17 protein-coding genes are annotated in these 16,670 nt (G+C 51.3%); 8 read left to right on the plus strand and 9 right to left on the minus strand.

Annotation, left to right across the window (positions count from 1 at the left end; translation table 11 throughout):
- The 6 genes from WAO31_RS03545 to WAO31_RS03570 form a co-directional block, all read right to left on the minus strand.
- The coding region (locus tag WAO31_RS03545) for an FAD-dependent oxidoreductase (RefSeq protein ID WP_509590333.1) at positions 1 to 247 on the minus strand (247 nt) is incomplete at its 3' end.
- A 1-nt stretch (position 248) separates the two neighbouring features.
- Positions 249 to 440 carry a ferredoxin gene (locus WAO31_RS03550; protein WP_509590335.1) on the minus strand — a complete coding sequence of 64 codons (192 nt, stop codon included), beginning with the start codon at positions 438 to 440 and terminating at the stop codon, positions 249 to 251.
- Positions 441 to 1,316, minus strand: coding sequence for a fumarylacetoacetate hydrolase family protein (locus WAO31_RS03555; RefSeq protein WP_509590337.1), 876 nt, complete (start codon positions 1,314 to 1,316; stop codon positions 441 to 443).
- Positions 1,309 to 2,217 carry a DODA-type extradiol aromatic ring-opening family dioxygenase gene (locus WAO31_RS03560; protein WP_509590339.1) on the minus strand — a complete coding sequence of 303 codons (909 nt, stop codon included), beginning with the start codon at positions 2,215 to 2,217 and terminating at the stop codon, positions 1,309 to 1,311. Before WAO31_RS03560 ends, WAO31_RS03555 begins: the two co-directional genes overlap by 8 nt.
- A gap of 2 nt (positions 2,218 to 2,219) precedes the next feature.
- Positions 2,220 to 3,686, minus strand: a complete 1,467-nt coding sequence (locus WAO31_RS03565) for an aldehyde dehydrogenase (RefSeq protein WP_509590342.1) — start codon at positions 3,684 to 3,686, stop codon at positions 2,220 to 2,222.
- 92 nt (positions 3,687 to 3,778) lie between these two features.
- Positions 3,779 to 4,279, minus strand: a complete 501-nt coding sequence (locus WAO31_RS03570) for a MarR family winged helix-turn-helix transcriptional regulator (protein WP_509590344.1) — start codon at positions 4,277 to 4,279, stop codon at positions 3,779 to 3,781.
- Between the two features lie 148 nt (positions 4,280 to 4,427).
- On the opposite strand from WAO31_RS03570, the gene WAO31_RS03575 reads away from it, so the two are divergent.
- Positions 4,428 to 5,663 (plus strand): cytochrome P450, encoded by a 1,236-nt coding sequence (locus WAO31_RS03575; protein ID WP_509590347.1) that lies wholly within the window; start codon positions 4,428 to 4,430, stop codon positions 5,661 to 5,663.
- Here the strand turns inward: WAO31_RS03575 and WAO31_RS03580 are convergent, their stop codons facing one another.
- Complete coding sequence (locus tag WAO31_RS03580; RefSeq protein ID WP_509590349.1) at positions 5,664 to 6,377, minus strand: type 1 glutamine amidotransferase; 714 nt, start codon at positions 6,375 to 6,377, stop codon at positions 5,664 to 5,666. It lies immediately after the preceding gene.
- Between the two features lie 125 nt (positions 6,378 to 6,502).
- Here WAO31_RS03580 and WAO31_RS03585 point away from each other — a divergent pair, with 125 nt between their 5' ends.
- Positions 6,503 to 7,855: a glutamine synthetase family protein gene (locus WAO31_RS03585; RefSeq protein ID WP_509590351.1), complete on the plus strand. Its 1,353-nt coding sequence runs from the start codon at positions 6,503 to 6,505 to the stop codon at positions 7,853 to 7,855.
- Here WAO31_RS03585 and WAO31_RS03590 read toward each other — a convergent pair.
- Positions 7,852 to 8,664 (minus strand): acetoacetate decarboxylase family protein, encoded by an 813-nt coding sequence (locus WAO31_RS03590; RefSeq protein ID WP_509590354.1) that lies wholly within the window; start codon positions 8,662 to 8,664, stop codon positions 7,852 to 7,854. The genes WAO31_RS03585 and WAO31_RS03590 overlap by 4 nt on opposite strands.
- Before the next feature lie 172 nt (positions 8,665 to 8,836).
- Here WAO31_RS03590 and WAO31_RS03595 point away from each other — a divergent pair, with 172 nt between their 5' ends.
- From WAO31_RS03595 to WAO31_RS03610, 4 genes are all read left to right on the plus strand, one after another.
- Positions 8,837 to 10,324, plus strand: a complete 1,488-nt coding sequence (locus WAO31_RS03595) for an APC family permease (RefSeq protein WP_509590356.1) — start codon at positions 8,837 to 8,839, stop codon at positions 10,322 to 10,324.
- Positions 10,325 to 10,404: 80 nt separating this feature from the next.
- On the plus strand, positions 10,405 to 10,653 hold the full coding sequence (locus WAO31_RS03600) for a hypothetical protein (protein WP_509590358.1): 249 nt from the start codon (positions 10,405 to 10,407) through the stop codon (positions 10,651 to 10,653).
- The gene (locus WAO31_RS03605) at positions 10,654 to 11,364 is read left to right on the plus strand and encodes a gamma-glutamyl-gamma-aminobutyrate hydrolase family protein (RefSeq protein WP_509590361.1); all 711 of its coding nucleotides are present in this window, start codon (positions 10,654 to 10,656) and stop codon (positions 11,362 to 11,364) included.
- An 11-nt stretch (positions 11,365 to 11,375) separates the two neighbouring features.
- Positions 11,376 to 12,734: an aldehyde dehydrogenase family protein gene (locus tag WAO31_RS03610; RefSeq protein ID WP_509590364.1), complete on the plus strand. Its 1,359-nt coding sequence runs from the start codon at positions 11,376 to 11,378 to the stop codon at positions 12,732 to 12,734.
- 7 nt (positions 12,735 to 12,741) lie between these two features.
- On the opposite strand, the gene WAO31_RS03615 is transcribed toward WAO31_RS03610, so the two are convergent.
- Positions 12,742 to 13,629 (minus strand): arginase family protein, encoded by an 888-nt coding sequence (locus tag WAO31_RS03615; protein WP_509590367.1) that lies wholly within the window; start codon positions 13,627 to 13,629, stop codon positions 12,742 to 12,744.
- A 95-nt stretch (positions 13,630 to 13,724) separates the two neighbouring features.
- Between WAO31_RS03615 and hutU the strand changes: the two genes are divergently transcribed.
- The gene (hutU, locus tag WAO31_RS03620; RefSeq protein WP_509590368.1) at positions 13,725 to 15,389 is read left to right on the plus strand and encodes a urocanate hydratase; all 1,665 of its coding nucleotides are present in this window, start codon (positions 13,725 to 13,727) and stop codon (positions 15,387 to 15,389) included.
- A 5-nt stretch (positions 15,390 to 15,394) separates the two neighbouring features.
- Positions 15,395 to 16,585: an imidazolonepropionase gene (gene hutI, locus WAO31_RS03625; RefSeq protein ID WP_509590370.1), complete on the plus strand. Its 1,191-nt coding sequence runs from the start codon at positions 15,395 to 15,397 to the stop codon at positions 16,583 to 16,585.
- Positions 16,586 to 16,670 lie beyond the last annotated feature (85 nt).

Below are 16,670 nucleotides of genomic sequence, written 5' to 3' on the forward strand. Positions count from 1 at the left end.
AGGCAGTCGTTCCTGTTATCCACTCGACGTCAGCAACAGCTTCTTTGATAGGAAAGTAAAGATCTTCTATCTCACCACTACCGCTCAACATATCTTTAGAGAGCGGTGGGCGGTTATAGGGAAGGTATGGCTCACTGCCAATAACTTTGATTGGGCCCAGGTATCCACCGCGTCGAAGCGCTTCTGCGGAGCGAAGCCCAGCTAGCGATGCACCGACAATTAGTACTGGGTCAGCGGATGTAGTCACACTACTTGACGATACGAATTGCCTGCATCGGGCAGATGTCGACCGCGGCTTCCACGTTGTCTAGCTCGCTGTCCTCCACCTCTGCCACATACTCGAGCTTGTCGTCATCGTTTAGCTTGAATACATCGGGTGCTTCAAATACACACTGACCGTAGTGCTGGCATTTGGTCATATCCACTTCGACCTTGATCATTTACTTCTCCTCGATTCTTGATGGGTAGAGGTCCTTTGATGGTGTTCTGATTCCGCGGAATTCCCAGTCGCCACCCATTGCTGTAGAGATAACTTCCTCGCTCTCGGTTGGCTGGGCTCCAACGTCGGAACGAATCGGTGCTGGCCCATGAACAATCTTGTTGCTCAGTCTTCCAAGCCCCTCGACCTCAACCTCAACAACATCCCCCGGTTGCACCGGTCTCGAGTTTGCGGGAGTTCCCGAGAAAATCATGTCACCCGGAACCAAAGTTATGGTTCGAGCTAGATCAGCAACCAGATAGTTCATGTCCCACTCCATGTTTGCGGTGTTGTCGTCCTGCTTGAGTTCACCGTTCACATATGTTCGGATGTACTTGTTGCGGAAGTCCCAGTCAGTGACCATCGCTGGTCCGACCGGTGCCAATGTGTCAGCACCTTTTACTCGGAGCATGGAGCCGGCATCGGTATCTCTGAAATCGTGAAGACCGTAGTCGTTTCCAACCGAGTATCCGGCGATGTAATCCCCGGCTTCTTCGGGAGAGACGTTCTTGCAGGTTTTGCCGATGATGATCACAATCTCGCCCTCGTAGTTCAACCACTTGCAACGATCTGGGCGAACCACGTGTCCCTGGTGAGAATTGAGCGCGGTGATGGGCTTATGAAAATAAGTTGGCGCCGAGGGCAGCTTGGTCATGAACTCATCGGTTCGCGACTGGTAATTCAGGTGCACTGCCAAGATCTTGGTCGGTTCGCTCGGCGCTAGGTGAATAGCGTCCTTGATGGCCACCTTTCTTCCATCCGGTGCGACGAGATCGTCGCCGACCCTAACTACCTGGACCGGCGCTCCCTCGAGCAGGATTCTTCTGTACTCAGTCACGCGATAGGACCATGTCTTTCGGAAGTGGGAAGCCACCGGCTGGCTCAGGGAAATAAACATGAACCTGACCGGTACCGATTGAGTTCTCGTAATCGGAGTACATAACTCCCTTGGCTGTGTTGTCACCCTCGCCCGTAGCACCAGCCATAGTTAGCCAGTGGCTGAAGTTGGCCTCTGGCTTGAACAGCTTGAATTCGTCCATGGTGTCAAGGATTCTGGCGTGATCGCCCTGCTTCATCCACTCAATGCGCTCAAGATCTGCAAGGCGAGCACCTTCTGAGTAGATATGGCTAGGGTCAGAGGATTCGTGCTTACGAAGATCACGAAGCTTGTAGAAGGTGTGCGAGAGTGCACCGGATGCGAGTAGCAAAACCTTACGGTCTGTGTCGCGGATAGCCTCTCCTAGAGCACGACCAGCACGGAGGAAGTCTTCTGAGGTTGCAGTTTGGCAAACCGAAATAGAAACCCACTTCTTATCAAGACCTCGACCCAGGTAGTGCCAAAGGTTCACAGTGGCATAGAAAATTGGCAAGTGTGGATCGCTAATTGGGGTGATCCAAGTTCCGTTTTTCTCATCGTATTTTGCAGCCGCATTAGCAAGCTCCGGGTCGCCCTTGAATGCGTAGGGAACCTGAGACATGCCTCGAGGAAGTTCCTCTGAGGTGAATAGGCCAGAGCGTTCTGCCTGAGCGGTGATTACAAACTCAACCGTGGTAGCCCAGTGGCTATCTAGCACGACAACTGTGTCGTAGTCCAGAGTCTCCATGACCTCCTTGCGGAATCTCTTAAGACCTGGAACTAGAGAAATTTCCTTACCACCGTTTAGGTCATACCTAACCTGCTCGGGCAACATGATTGTTGGCACGTGAGCCAAGATGGCGGCACCTACTACTCTTCCCATTTCTATTCCTTCCATCCATTTGGTGAAATAACCGTGTTCTTTACATCTGCGTAGAAATCAAAAGACCAGTTGCCGCCCTCGCGACCGATGCCCGACTTCTTGGAGCCACCAAAAGGAGCCTTCAGGTCGCGAACAAAGAAGCAGTTGACCCAAATAGTACCCGCAACAACTTGAGAGGCAACAGCCTTGGCGTGCTCTTTGTTACCGGAAACAATCACCGCTGCCAAGCCAAACTCGGTCGCGTTGGCAATTTCGATTACTTCTTCATCGGTCTTGAATGTCTGCATTGTTAGTACCGGACCAAAGACCTCAGACATGACAATCTCGGAATCTTTCGGTGGGTTGGAAATTAGTGTCGGCTTAAAGAACAATCCGCCAAGCTCTTCGTTGGGGCCGCCACCGATTAGTACCTTCATTCCATTTTCTTTTGCACGGTCCACAAATCCTTTAATGCGATCAAAGTGAACCGGGTGAATCTGAGGACCGATGTCGGTCTCCGGTGAGCGGGGGTCTCCCTGAGTTAGTTTGCTTGCTCTTTCGGCAAAGCGCTTTGCGAATTCATCAGCAACCGATTCGTGAACCAACAGTCTGGTCCCGGATAGGCAAACCTGACCGGCGTTGTCGTATTGCTCGACGGCAAGTTCGGCCGCCAGGTCCAAGTCGGCATCCTCAAGGACTATGGTTGGCGATTTGCCACCAAGTTCAAATGAAACCGGTGTCAGGTTATCGGCTGCGGCGTGAGCAATCTTTTTGGCAGTTGGCACCGAGCCGGTGAACGAGATACGTGAGATGCCAGGGTGGGAAACAAGTGCGTGGCCAGCCTCTGCTCCGAAGCCTTGCACCACATTGAATACCCCCGCTGGGATACCAGCCTGCAAAGTTAGATCCGCAAAGAATGAAGCGCTAAGCGGTGTCCACTCCGCTGGCTTTAATACCACCGTGTCTCCAGCAGCGAGCGAAGGACCGATCTTCCAGGTGGCTAACATCAAAGGCGCGTTCCAAGGTGTGATGAGCGCAGCGACACCGGATGGGTCCCAGGAGATGTTATTGGTGTGACCTCTGGTCTCCCAAACCTCGTGGTGAAGATCATTGATTGCCCAATCGGCGAAGAATCTGAGGTTTAGAGCAACCCTGGGCATAACGCCGCGAATGTGAGAGCGCAACAAAGAGCCGTTATCGAGAGTTTCGAGATTTGCCAGCGCTTCGAGATTTGCCTCAATCAAGTCGGCAAGAGCGTGAAGTTTTTCGCCTCGCAACTTTGGACCCATGCCCGCCCACTCGGGGAATGCTTTTCTTGCAGCTTGAACCGCTTGGTCAACTTCCTTTTCCCCACCGCGCGAGATCTTGGCAAGTAGGACACCATCGATGGGGGAGAAGTTGTCAAAGGTTTCGGCAGAGGCAACTCTCTGGCCGCCGATGAAGTGACGGGTGTCAACGCTCAGACCGGCTAGCTCGACGGTGGTGGCCAAGGCTGCTCCTTTGCAAGTCGTTTGGATACTAACAATAGACTAGGGCAATCCTGAGCCAAGCAAAATCCCAAACTTTGGGATTATTGGGCTGTCTAGTTACGCGCCTCGGTGAAGGCGGTGATCTGCCGAAGAGCGGTTGCCAGGTCCCGTTTTTGTTGCGCAGATAGGCCAGACAGCACTTCTTGCTCGTGTTTGTTGAACTCCGGGAACAGCGAAACCATCAGTTTTTTCCCTTTGGCGGTCATGGTCACCAAAACAAGTCTCCTGTCCTTTAAGCTGCGGTTTCGCTTGATAAGGCCTCTAGATTCAAGGGTCTGCAAGACCCCAGTCAGTGTCGCCTTAGAGAATCCGCCCTCCTCGGCAATGGTTCGAGTCTCGATTGGCTCCCAGATCCAGGAAACCCAGAGCACCACAAATGCAGTCCAGCTGAGTCCGCTTGGGGCTAACACTGTGCGCTCCAAGAAGTTTCTAGTGGCGTTGGCAGCCCTGAAAACGTTGCTCACCGCGGCCATTGAATCAAAATCTAAAGTCATGCCCGAGAGCTTCGTGGCCACCTGGCGCTCAGTTTCATTCAGCGTATGAGACCCAGACATAGCAACCTTTTTCTTATTTCAACCTTTAGGCGAGAATAACCCATCTCGCCACCAATCGGACCCGTTTGAATAAAAACGTGTTGCCAAAGTCTGGGTAATGTATAGATTGTTAGTGTCCGAACAATTTTCATTGAGAGGTGCCTCGAAGATGAGCACAAACTTTGCCGACTTAGACCTGTTTGCTAAAGGAGCTCCTTGGGAGGAATTTGCCAAGATTCGGGCAACTGGAAAGCCACACTTCTCGGAAGAGCAAGAACCCAACAACGGCTTCTGGTCAGTTATGAAATACCAGGATGTAGTTCGAGTGCTTCGCGACCCAGCGACCTTTACCTCCGAGAGATTTACAAACCTTGAGGAAGTAGACAAGGAACAAGAAGAGGCTAGAAGGTCGCTTCTCGAAACTGACGGACTTAGACACCGTGCGATGCGTCGAATGCTACAAGGGGAATTTACTCCACAAGCTGTTTCAAAGTATGAAACTTTTCTTCGAGGATTAACCGCCACCACTTTGGATAACGCCTTTGCCAAAGGTGAGTTTGACTTTGTAGAGGACGTCAGCGCAGATTTTCCAATACGTGTGTTGGCCAAAATTCTAGATGTGCCCGATTCAGACACTGGTCAGTTAATCGACTGGGGTAACCGCATGATTGGAAACACCGATCCGGAGCACGCCGATGTCCTAATCGAAGACCCAGAGTCTGAGAAGTATCGCCTGGTGCCTTTTAGGTCTCCCGCCGCACTTGAAGTATTTGAGTACGGACAAGGTCTCGCTAACGAGCGAAGAAGCAAGGGTCGCAAAGACCTTGTTTCAGTTTTGGCTGACGGTGTTCCATCCGACGGTGAGCCCTTGACCGAGCGTGACTTTAATACAAACTTTCTTCTTTTAGTTGTTGCCGGTAACGAAACAACGCGGCACACAATTTCTCACACAATGAACAACCTGATGAATAACCCAGATCAACTAGCCCTCCTTCAGGAAAACCCCGATCTAATTCCCTGGGCAGTTGAAGAGTTTCTAAGATTCGCCTCACCCGTCTATCACTTCCGTAGAACCGCAACCAAAGATGTTGATTTCAACGGTGAGCTAATCAAAGAGGGGCAGAAAGTCGTTACTTGGTTCGCATCCGGTAACCGAGACGAAACAGTATTCGCAGAGCCAAATAAGTTTGACGTCACAAGAAACCCAAACGAGCACATGACTTTTGGTCGAGGGGGTCCTCACATGTGTTTGGGAAATGCTCTGGCTCGAATTGAAATGCGAGTTATGTTCGAAGATTTGATTAACCGGATTGATCGCATGGAGGCAACCGGACCGATTGACTACCTGAGGTCAAATTTCGTTCACGGCATAAAGCGTATGCCAGTGAGGGTTCACCTTCGTTAGTTAGATAAGCCCTGCAACATTTCTTAGGTAGTTATCCACCAAGTCAAAGGTTCTTTTCTCAGCAGCTTTGTCTTCGGCAATAGTTTGGTTCATCATCACAGTAGGGTCTTGACCGTCCTTGGCAACTTCGTCGTTGCCACCCCATTCCAACCAACCCTTTAGGGCAATCGAGTCAAGCTCGGGGTGAAACTGTAAACCTAGAGTTTTATTCACTACGTAAGCCTGTGAAGAAACTGGGTTACGTGCTATCTCGCGAATACCCATTCCATCAGGGAGGCTCCAGCGATCGTAGTGAAACTGAAACCATGGACCGTTGGATACTAGCTCGGGCTCGTCGGAATGGATGTATGTCCAGCCGATTTCCGGCTTTGGTGATCTTCCAACCGAACCGCCAAGGGCCCTAGCAATAAGTTGACCCCCGAAGCAGATACCAAGAACAGGCTTATCGGAGAGAACTGCGTTCTTTATCCACTCGAGCTCTGGAGCTAACCAGTTCCCAATGCACGCGTCATCCCAAGCACCCCAGGGGGCACCGAGTGGAACAATCAAGTCATAGTTAGAAATATCAGGAAACTCAAACGGGACATTGGGGTTTTCGAATTGCTCCTCGGGCACAACAATCTGGGCCTCAATTTCGAAGCCATGTTCGGCAAGTCTTTTCCCAACTGGCCCAACTGGGCTGATGTGATCGTGCTGAATAAAAAGCGCCTTCATTTTCTCTGCTCCAATATCTAAGAATTTTCTGAAAGTCAGTTACATCGCCAATGGATTGGCTTTAGTATCTCATTAGATACCAAACGATTAACTTTGTAAATCTATTTGCCACAAAGGAGTTGCAGATGAGTTCCAACCTAGAGTCCCTTCAGAAAGAACTAAAGAAGGAAGGAATAGACGTCCTTCGAGTCATCTACCTCGACATTCTCGGGGTTATTAGAGCCAAGGACATGCTGGTATCCCAGCTCGACCGGGTTTCCCACGGGGGACCCGCCTTTTGTCAGGGCGTCTGGGTGACAACTACCGGTGGCGATGTTTTGGACGGCAATTCGCTGGTTTCGGATGGACTGGAAGATTTTATTTCGCAGGTAGTTCCAGAGTCTTGGCGCCCTCTTCCCTGGGAAACGGGAGTGGCCTACGCAGTTGCCGGAGCAAATAATCCTGATGGATCCAAGAACCTGCTGTCGCCGAGAACAGTTCTAGAGGCTGTAATCAAAGAATATGAAGCACTGGGGTTACACCCGGTGGTTGGACCAGAACTCGAGTTCTACATCGCAGAGCAAGACCAAGATGGTAACTACCGCAGAGCCATTGAGCACAAGGGGCAGGTATACACTTCCGGGTCCGTTGTTGACCCCAAGGGAACCTTCCTGAATCTACTTCGCATGGTCGATCAGATGAACATCGGAGTCTTTGCCGGAAACCACGAATTCTCACCATCTCAGTACGAAATCAACTTCTGGCACGGGCCAGCTTTGGATGCAGCGGACCGCACACTCTTTTTCAAAACAGCGGTAAAGGAAGTAGTTGCCCGAGCAGGCCAGCACGCAACTTTCTGCGGTAAGCCTTGGAGTGACGAAGGCGGAAGCGGTTTCCACCTTCACTTCTCTGTTGAGGACTCGAATGGAAACAACATCATGCACGATGGCGGATCGGGGTTTAGCGAAGTAGCGGACAACATAATTGCTGGAATCTTAAAGCATGCCGCTGCTCTAACGGCATTTTGTAACCCAACCATTAATGCCTTCAAGCGTTTAGGACCTGACACGCTTGCGCCGTACCGAGCCAACTGGGGATTGGATAATCGCTCCGCCATGGTCCGAATCCCACCAGAGCGCGGTTCCGGTACCAGGCTCGAAGTCAGACTGGGCGATGGTGCAGCAAACCCTTACTTGATGATTGCCGCAATTCTTGCTGCTGGCCTAGACGGCATCCAGCAAAAGCTAAAAGCTCCCGAACCGGTAGTTGGGCTCGCTTACGAGAACGAGTCGGCCCCAGTACTTCCGATGAGTCTCGAGGAAGCGCTCGATGCACTTAAGGAAGACACCGTGCTTCGCGAATTACTTGAGGGACCAATTGTTGACGTCTTTGATATTCTCAAGCGCGATGAAGTGAAGCGTTATAACGAGTCGGTGCCTGATCCACTTACCAAGGAGACTACAGACTGGGAAGTCAAAGAATATATGTCGGATTTTTAGACGGCTGGGTTTGACTGGTCGTGAACCAGTTGGCCACCTGCAAATGTGACACCGAGTTCACGGTAGTAACCACCGAGAATTTGTTTTACCGGAAGAATCGAACCAAGCTCGTCCCACTCAGAATCCCCAAGCACCAACTCAGCGTCACCACTCCAGGTAATGCCGATGTCGGCATCGGTTGCACCAAGTGCAACCAGCTGGTCGAGGGAGTTTCCTTTGCCAGCTGTGATTGATGGCATCCAGCGGCTGTGAAGCATCTTGTGACCATTCACAAAACCATTTGAGTCTGATGGCTGTTGCAAAGTCACAATTGCAGAAGCCAGTCTGTGATCGTAGGCGGAAACACTTGCGCCAAGTTTTGCACCTGCCTCAAACTTCGGTGTTGCCTGCCCGTTATTAAAAATTCTTGTGACTGCGATGCTTCCAAGCTTCTTAGGGTAACCCTGGAACCAGCCTCTTGCTATGGCAAAGTCCTTAGTGACCCAGATGGCAACACAACGGGAGTAGGTGACATCCTGGTATTTGCATCGTATAACCACGAAAGTCTCAAGGTACTGTGACCGAACTGGATCCAGGAGCTCAGCCTTTGAAGTTGAGCAAGACTGCCAGTCAGCCCAGATGATTGCAACCGCGCCCGGTTCCTCATCCGCTAGCTCAACGCCTTCCGGAAGAAGGGCTTTGACGTTCTTCTCGTCGGTCAAATACTCCACAGTGAGCAGTGTCCCCGAGTACAACCAAGGCATCTCTGGGATAATCGCGCTTTTGCCCGAAGGGGTCTTGGGGGCTAGAAATCCTTTTAGTTCAGTCATGCCTTATAGCGTACTAACTCATTTGGAAGCAAACGAGCCCCAAAGTGAAATATTCGAGGTTTTTGGATAAACCAGCACTTGTGTACTTGACCTCGACGATAAAACAGGCCAGATTAGTCATATCGTTTCGATACGAACGATATCCGTTCAATGGAGAAGGGAGCCATTTTTCATGGCTAATGATTCGAATAAATCTCTCAAGAAAGGGAGCCTAGGTGTTGCCGGCATTGTATTTTTTGTCGTTGCGGCAAGTGCTCCTCTAATTGGAATGACTGGAGCAGTTCCAGTCGCAATGCTTTTGGGAAACGGCGCCGCAACTCCGGGTGCTTACCTAGCAGTTGGTCTAACCCTCTTGGTTTTCTCGGTTGGTTATGCAGCGATGAGCCATAAAGTCACTAACGCCGGAGCGTTCTTCGCTTACGTCGGTAAGGGACTGGGGCCTAACGCGGGAGTTGGATCCGCGTATGCGTCAATCATCGGTTATGTGACCATCCAACTTGCAATTTACGGTTTCTTTGGGCTGGTTATCCAGTTGACCATGTCAAGCTTCGGAGTCGACTTGGTTTGGTGGGCGTGGGCTCTGATTGCCTGGGCAATTGTTACCGGACTATCGCTTCTTAGTGTTGACGTCGGTGCAAAGGTCCTTGGTGTGTTGCTAACTCTTGAGCTCTTGTCTCTTATTGTGGTTGGAATCGCTATTTTGATTGACGGCGGCCCCGAGGGTTTGAACTTCGGTGCGTCGTTTGACCCAACTCTGGTATTTGCTGGTGGATTTGCTGGAACTGCAGGAATCGCACTTGCTTTTGCTTTCGCATCCTTTATCGGCTTTGAGGCGACAGCAATTTACGGTGAAGAGTCAAAGAATCCAAAGAGAGATGTTCCACTAGCTACCTATTGGGCAATTGGAATCATAAGCACATTGTTCGCTGTGGTTTCTTTTGCGATGGTAACAGGTATGGGGGCAAGCCAGATCTTCGACCAAGTCATTGAGCGCTCCACCGGTCTAGACGACCCAGCCGCGGTTTTGTTCAGCTTGGCGGCCGAGTTCGTGTCACCAGAGCTTGTTCTGATTATGGCCATCCTTGTGCTCACTAGCCTCTTTGCAGGCCTCTTGGCTTTCCAGAACGCAGCTGCTCGCTACTTCTTCGCTATGGGACGTGGCGGAGTTATGCCAGCTGCCCTTGGCCAGACTAATGCGGCGGGTGCTCCACAGAACGGTTCGCTATTGACTTCTGTGATTGCCGGAGCGGTAATTGTGATCTTTGCGATTGCCGGCCTGGACCCATTCCTTAACCTATTTAGCTGGATGAGCGGTATTGCCGTTATCGCAGTTGTTGCGGTTGAGGTTTTGGTATCGATTGCCGTTATCGCCTACTTCCAGAAGAATGGCGGCGGAACAGTTTGGAACTCGAAGATTGCACCGGGACTAGCAATTGTCCTATTGCTTTCGGGTCTGTACCTACTAATGTCCCGCTTCAACCTTCTGGCTGGAACCGTAGCTGATGGAGTCGACCCATCACTACCAGAATCAGCCTGGGCTTTGAGTGGCCTCGGTTGGTTCCTAGTGCTACTTCCATTCATCGCAATGGTGATTGGTTATGTAGTTGCCTCAGTAAAGAAAGACAAGAACGGAGCCCTTGTTAAGGACTTCGCTTCCTAAAACGAAGTAAATAACTGACGACCGGGGAAATCCGGCATTCCCTGGTCGTCAGTTATCTTTCAAGACAAGAAAAGAAAACAATGGAACCAGATTTTGATATAGACGTCACCTTTGAGGAAACGGCGAACGAAAAACTGGTTGCATCACTGACACCAGACGAACTTGCATCCGCCATTGCCAAACTCCCTGCCGAAATCTCCACCGCCGCACACGCAATCCTGGTTGACAAGCGAACCTACTCTGACGTAAGCCAATCCCTCGGGCTTAGACAACCCGAACTAGTCCGTGCGGTTCACCGCGCGAAACTTCTAATCAGCGAAAGCAAGTAGTTGTCAAAGCCCAGAATCGGACTCACCACCTATCGCCAACAGGCGCAGTCGGGTATCTGGGATACCGAGATGGCTTTCATACCAAGTTTCTATATAGACGCCGTAGAGCTCTCGGGCGGAGTTGCAGTTTTAGTTCCACCGCAGAAACTAGATAGCAAAAGTGCAAAGACCATCTTGGACGGTCTGGATGGGCTTATCATTACCGGCGGAAGAGACGTTGATCCATCGAGGTATGGGCAACGCCCTGAACCACTTACCGACGAGCCCGACACACTCAGAGACCAGACAGAAATTAGTCTCTTGGAGTCCGCAATCAACATCAATCTTCCGTTTCTCGGGATCTGCCGAGGGGCGCAGCTACTGAACGTCGCCAGGGGAGGCTCTCTAATTCAGCACCTACCGGACGTTGTTGGCACAGAAAAATATCAGATTTCTAAAGGCGTATTTAATCCGGTCGCAGTAAAAGTATCGAAAGATTCCAAGCTTGCAGGAATTGTCGGCGAAGAAGTTTCCAACGCAATGATGTATCACCACCAAGCAGTTGATCAACTCGGAGACGGATTAGTTGTGACCGCCGTCAGCGAGGACGGTGTGGTTGAGGCACTGGAATTTGCAGGTAACGAATTTGGCGTAGCGGTACAGTGGCATCCCGAACAAGACCTTGATGACCTGAGGATTTTCCAAGCCTTTATTAAAAGCACCATCTCTTAGAAAGCCAACCCATGAGCTATACCCTGATAAACCCAACCACCGAAGAGTCGATGGAGACCATCGAACATTTCTCCGAAGCTCAAGCCGACGAGGCAATCGACCGGGCTCAAAAAGCACAACTCAAGTGGGCAGCGCTTTCCCCGGGTGACCGGGCAATGCTCCTTCGGAGATTCGCCCGTCGGGTCGATGAGGACATCGAAACTCTTGCTCAGCTGGAGGTTAGAAACTCAGGTCACCCAATTGACCAGGCACGCTATGAGGCTGGAAACGTCCGAGATGTTCTGGATTACTACGCTGGTGCCCCAGAACGCTTGATGGGAAAGCAAATTCCAGTTGCCGGTGGAATCGCTATGACATTCCACGAACCCATTGGAGTGGTTGGAATGATCACTCCTTGGAACTACCCAATGCCAATTGCTGGCTGGGGATTTGCACCAGCTCTTGCAGCTGGTAACGCAGTCGTTCTGAAACCTGCGGAGTGGACCCCACTTACCTCACTTCGGATGGCAGAACTTGGACTTGAGGCGGGATTGCCGGAGCACCTATTTCAGATCGTTACTGGCCAGGGGCAGGTGGCGGGTAACCGCTTGGTGACGAACGAAAAAGTAGGGAAGATTGTTTTTACCGGGTCCACTGCTGTTGGTAAGTCCATCATGAGAACTGCCGCTGATCAGATAAAGCGCATAACTTTGGAACTTGGTGGCAAGAGCGCCAACGTGATTTTCGATGACGCCGACATCGCTAAGGCGGCCAAGGCTGCTCCTTACGCCGTGTTTGAAAATGCTGGCCAAGACTGCTGCGCGAGATCGAGAATTCTTGTTCAAGACACGGTGTTTGATAAGTTCATGGCTGAGCTTGAGCCCGCGGTTGCTGGTGTCAAAGTTGGAGATCCGTCTCTTACGGGCACCGAGGTCGGCCCTCTTGTTAGCAAAAAGCATCTAGACACTGTCACCTCTTATCTCGAGGGTGCGGAAGTTGCTTTCCGTGGGACTGCCCCAACCGGCAAAGGATTCTTCTTTGCGCCAACCGTTGTGGTAGCGAAATCGCTCCAAGACCGGTGCATGAGCGAAGAGATCTTTGGCCCGGTTGTGACCGTCTATCGCTTCAAGGACGAAGCCGAGGCAATCTCAATTGCCAACGCCACCGAGTATGGGCTCTCCGGGTCTATTTGGACAAAAGACTTGGCTCGTGGAATCCGCGTGTCAAGGGGCATTCAGAGCGGAAACCTATCGGTGAATTCACACTCTTCGCTTCGCTACCACACTCCATTCGGAGGCATGAAGCAATCTGGAATGGGAAGAGAGTTAGGGCCGGACGCCCCCTATCACTTCACAGAAGAGAAGGTAGTTTTCTTCAATCAGGAAGATTAGTAGTTCTTCACTTTCGCGCAGCAAAACCATTCGCAAGCTCTAGAACCGTCAACGCACCAAGTCGAACAGTTCGACCGTCGGCGCTATCGGCGAGAGCGTCAATCTCAGCGATGTCTGCTGAAACCACCTGTATAGATTTTCCAACCAGAAAAGCAAACTGGCGGAGTTCGTCGGCTGAAATTCCACCCGGGGCAGCTGCTGGACAAGCTGGAACAACACTTCTGTCGCAAACATCCATGTCGATATCGACATGGAGTTTCTTGTTTCCAAGAATTGAGAGCGCTTCGTCCATGACGGACTCCGCGCTTCTGTTTCTAAGGCTTGCTCGCGAAATGACGTGAATACCTAGATCCTTGGCACGGGCCGCATACTGCGGCGAGTTAGAAAAATCATTGATTCCAATTTGCACAACGCTTGAACCCGGGAGCCCCGCTTCAATAAGACGTCTAACCGGGGAACCGTTGGAAACTCCATCCCGAAGGTCGTGATGGGCGTCAAAGGTGATCAGCCCTGCGGTAGCAAGGTCATCACCGAACACCCCTCGCATCACAGCAAAGGTGATTGAGTTATCGCCACCTAAGGCAATTGAAAGTTTTGAATTAGAAGAAACTTCTTTGGCAAGATCCATAGTCCTTGCTTCGCCGTCTTCGGAGTCGGGCGATTCCGAATCACCAAAGTCGGCGAAGGAAAGATCTCTTAGGTCTTTACTTTGGCTCCAGCTCCAGGTTGAATACCTTGACAGGGCAACCCTTATTTCGGCTGGGGTGTGGTTGGCGCCGGTGGCGGAAATGGAAGTCTCGCAGGCTAAAACCCCGAAAAGGCCAAGGTCATTGTGCCCAGATCTGGCGGGGCTTAGCCAAGCAGAAGCCCTAGGCCAGAGAGCGTCTTCGCCCAAGATTCACCCCATCTAGTTAGTGCAAAACGTCTAACGGATTTGAGATTACCCTGTTAGGAGAGGTAAAGAAACATCGACGTTGATGGAGAAACAACATGACTATATTTACTCGCGGGGATCTTCACGCCGCTACCGGTTCGACCCTAACAGCCAAAGGCTGGGGTCAAGAAGCGGCAATTCGCATGTTGCACAACAACTTAGATCCGGCAGTTGCCGAGCACCCCGAAGAACTTATTGTTTATGGCGGTAGCGGCAAAGCCGCTCGCAACTGGGCAAGCTTTGATGCGATGGTCAAGACCCTCACAAATCTAGAAAACGACGAGACCATGCTGGTCCAGTCTGGAAAACCGGTTGGTGTTTTCCGCACCCACGAATGGGCACCGAGGGTAATTCTTGCCAACTCGAATCTGGTTGGTGACTGGGCGAACTGGCCAGAATTTAGACGCCTCGAGCAACTAGGTTTGACGATGTATGGGCAGATGACCGCAGGGTCCTGGATCTATATCGGAACCCAGGGAATCCTTCAGGGAACCTACGAAACCTTTGCAGCGGTAGCTGCAAAGAGATTTGGTGGAACACTGGCTGGAACTCTTACCCTGACCGGTGGTTGCGGTGGAATGGGTGGCGCTCAGCCGCTAGCTGTAACCATGAACGAGGGAACCTGCCTGATCATCGATGTTGATGAAACAAGACTCAGAAGACGAATCCAAGATCGCTACCTCGACGAACTAGCCGATAACTTGGACGACGCCATCGACCGCGTTCTGAAATACAAGGCTGCCAAAAAAGCAATCTCTGTTGGACTTGCAGGCAATGCCGCAACCATATTTGCTGAGCTTCTAAAGCGCGATGTTCCGATTGATATCGTGACCGACCAAACCTCTGCGCACGATCCGCTCTATTACATCCCCGAGGGCGTCTCTGTTGAGGATGCTAGGGAAATGGCCGAGGCCGACCCTAAGGACTTCACCGATCGAGCCGAAGCCGCCATGGCCAAGCAGGTTGAGGCGATGGTGGGCTTTATGAATAAGGGCGCCGAAGTCTTCGACTACGGCAACTCAATTCGTGATGAGGCCCGCAAGGGCGGCTATAAAGACTCCTTCAAGTTCCCGGGCTTTATCCCCGCATACATCAGACCCTTGTTCTGTGAAGGAAAGGGACCGTTTAGATGGGTCGCTCTCTCAGGGGACAAGAAAGACATCTATAGAACAGACCAGGCGATTCTTGAACTGTTCCCAGAAAACGAGCACCTGCACCGCTGGATCAAGATGGCGGGCGAGAGGGTTGAGTTCCAGGGTCTTCCTGCAAGAATCTGCTGGCTTGGCTACGGCGAAAGAGATAAGGCCGGAGCTGTGTTTAACGATCTAGTCAAAAAGGGAGAGGTCTCGGCACCGATCGTTATCGGACGAGACCACCTGGATTGTGGTTCGGTTGCCTCACCTTATAGAGAGTCAGAAGCAATGCTCGATGGCTCTGACGCCATCGCGGATTGGCCCCTACTAAACGCAATGATCAACATCGCAAGCGGTGCGTCCTGGGTTTCGATTCACCACGGTGGCGGTGTTGGTATCGGAAGATCAATTCACGCCGGTCAAGTTTCGGTGGCCGATGGAACAGACCTTGCCGCAGAGAAACTAAACAGGGTTCTAACCAATGACCCCGGCATGGGAGTGATTCGTCACGTGGATGCCGGATACAAGGAAGCAGAAGGCGTCGCAAGATCTAAGCACGTACACGTGCCTATGCTCGACACCGAATAAATTTCATGTCTCTTGCAATAACCAACATCGGATCACTGGTCACCAATGATCCACAAGTTGGCACCGGCCTACTCGGAGAAATAGAAAACGCTGCGGTTGTAATTGACAACGGCAAGATTTCCTGGGTTGGAAACGCAAAAGATGTTCAAGCAACAGATGAGTCGATTGACGCCCAAGGAATGGGCGTCATACCTGGCTTTGTTGATTCGCACGCACATTTACTTTTCGCAGGAGACCGCTCAAAAGAATTCGAAGCTCGCATGAACGGCGAAAAGTATTCGGCCGGCGGAATCAAATCAACTGTTGAAAAAACAAGAGCCGCAACAGACCAAGAGCTCGAGAACAACTTTTTGTCACTCCAGAGTGAAATGATTCGTTTCGGAATCACAACCTTTGAATCAAAATCCGGTTACGGACTTTCTGTGAAGGACGAAGCACGCTCACTCGCAATCGCGGCTAAGCACACCCCGGAAACAACATTTCTCGGAGCACACGTTGTTCCCGCTGACCATGCCGGTAAAGCTGACGAGTACGTGGCATTAGTCACCCGAGAAATGTTGGATGCTGCCCTGCCGCATTCGAAGTGGATTGATGTCTTTTGTGACGTAGGAGCTTTTGATGTTGACCAGTCAAGAGAAATTCTGCAGTCCGGAATTGCCAAGGGCTTAGCGCCCCGCATTCACGCCAACCAGCTAGCTCTCGGTGGCGGCGTTCAGTTGGCTGTGGAACTTGATTGCGCATCGGCTGATCACTGTACGCACTTGTCGGATAAAGACATCGAAGCCCTTGCGGGCTCCAACACGGTGGCAACATTGCTACCCGGAGCTGAGTTTTCAACCAGGGCTACCTACCCCGATGCAAAAAAACTCTTCGATGCCGGTGTCACAGTTGCCCTGGCAACTGACTGCAACCCAGGCTCGAGCTTTACTACTTCAATGCCGTTTTGTATCGCGGTGTCGATCAGGGACATGGGCTTTAGCCCGGCGCAAGCAGTGTGGTCGGCAACCATGGGAGGCGCCAAGGCACTTAGAAGAAAAGATGTTGGGGGAGTATCTGTAGGCATGAGTGCAGATCTTGTCTTGCTAAGCGCCCCGAGCTTCAGACACTTAGGCTACAGGCCGGGTGTTGATCAGGTATCGCGAGTAATAAAAAACGGACAAACGATTTATCAAAACCAGAACGGAAGCAAGAAATGATCACACTAGGTTCGAGCGGACTAACCATGCAACAGGTGGTTGAGGTTGCAAGAAATAGCGCAAAGATCGAGATTGCCAAAGAGGC

This window comes from Rhodoluna sp. (assembly GCF_049276775.1).
Classification (GTDB): Bacteria; Actinomycetota; Actinomycetes; order Actinomycetales; family Microbacteriaceae; genus Rhodoluna.

What these genes read in the sequence shown, in the direction of transcription:
- WAO31_RS03550 (WP_509590335.1), bottom strand. Translation starts at nt 440, where the DNA reads ATGATCAAGGTCGAAGTGGATATGACCAAATGCCAGCACTACGGTCAG.
- WAO31_RS03560 (WP_509590339.1), bottom strand. Translation starts at nt 2,217, where the DNA reads ATGGGAAGAGTAGTAGGTGCCGCCATCTTGGCTCACGTGCCAACAATC.
- WAO31_RS03570 (WP_509590344.1), bottom strand. Translation starts at nt 4,279, where the DNA reads ATGTCTGGGTCTCATACGCTGAATGAAACTGAGCGCCAGGTGGCCACG.
- WAO31_RS03575 (WP_509590347.1), top strand. Translation starts at nt 4,428, where the DNA reads ATGAGCACAAACTTTGCCGACTTAGACCTGTTTGCTAAAGGAGCTCCT.
- WAO31_RS03580 (WP_509590349.1), bottom strand. Translation starts at nt 6,377, where the DNA reads ATGAAGGCGCTTTTTATTCAGCACGATCACATCAGCCCAGTTGGGCCA.
- WAO31_RS03585 (WP_509590351.1), top strand. Translation starts at nt 6,503, where the DNA reads ATGAGTTCCAACCTAGAGTCCCTTCAGAAAGAACTAAAGAAGGAAGGA.
- WAO31_RS03590 (WP_509590354.1), bottom strand. Translation starts at nt 8,664, where the DNA reads ATGACTGAACTAAAAGGATTTCTAGCCCCCAAGACCCCTTCGGGCAAA.
- WAO31_RS03595 (WP_509590356.1), top strand. Translation starts at nt 8,837, where the DNA reads ATGGCTAATGATTCGAATAAATCTCTCAAGAAAGGGAGCCTAGGTGTT.
- WAO31_RS03600 (WP_509590358.1), top strand. Translation starts at nt 10,405, where the DNA reads ATGGAACCAGATTTTGATATAGACGTCACCTTTGAGGAAACGGCGAAC.
- WAO31_RS03610 (WP_509590364.1), top strand. Translation starts at nt 11,376, where the DNA reads ATGAGCTATACCCTGATAAACCCAACCACCGAAGAGTCGATGGAGACC.
- hutU (WP_509590368.1), top strand. Translation starts at nt 13,725, where the DNA reads ATGACTATATTTACTCGCGGGGATCTTCACGCCGCTACCGGTTCGACC.
- hutI (WP_509590370.1), top strand. Translation starts at nt 15,395, where the DNA reads ATGTCTCTTGCAATAACCAACATCGGATCACTGGTCACCAATGATCCA.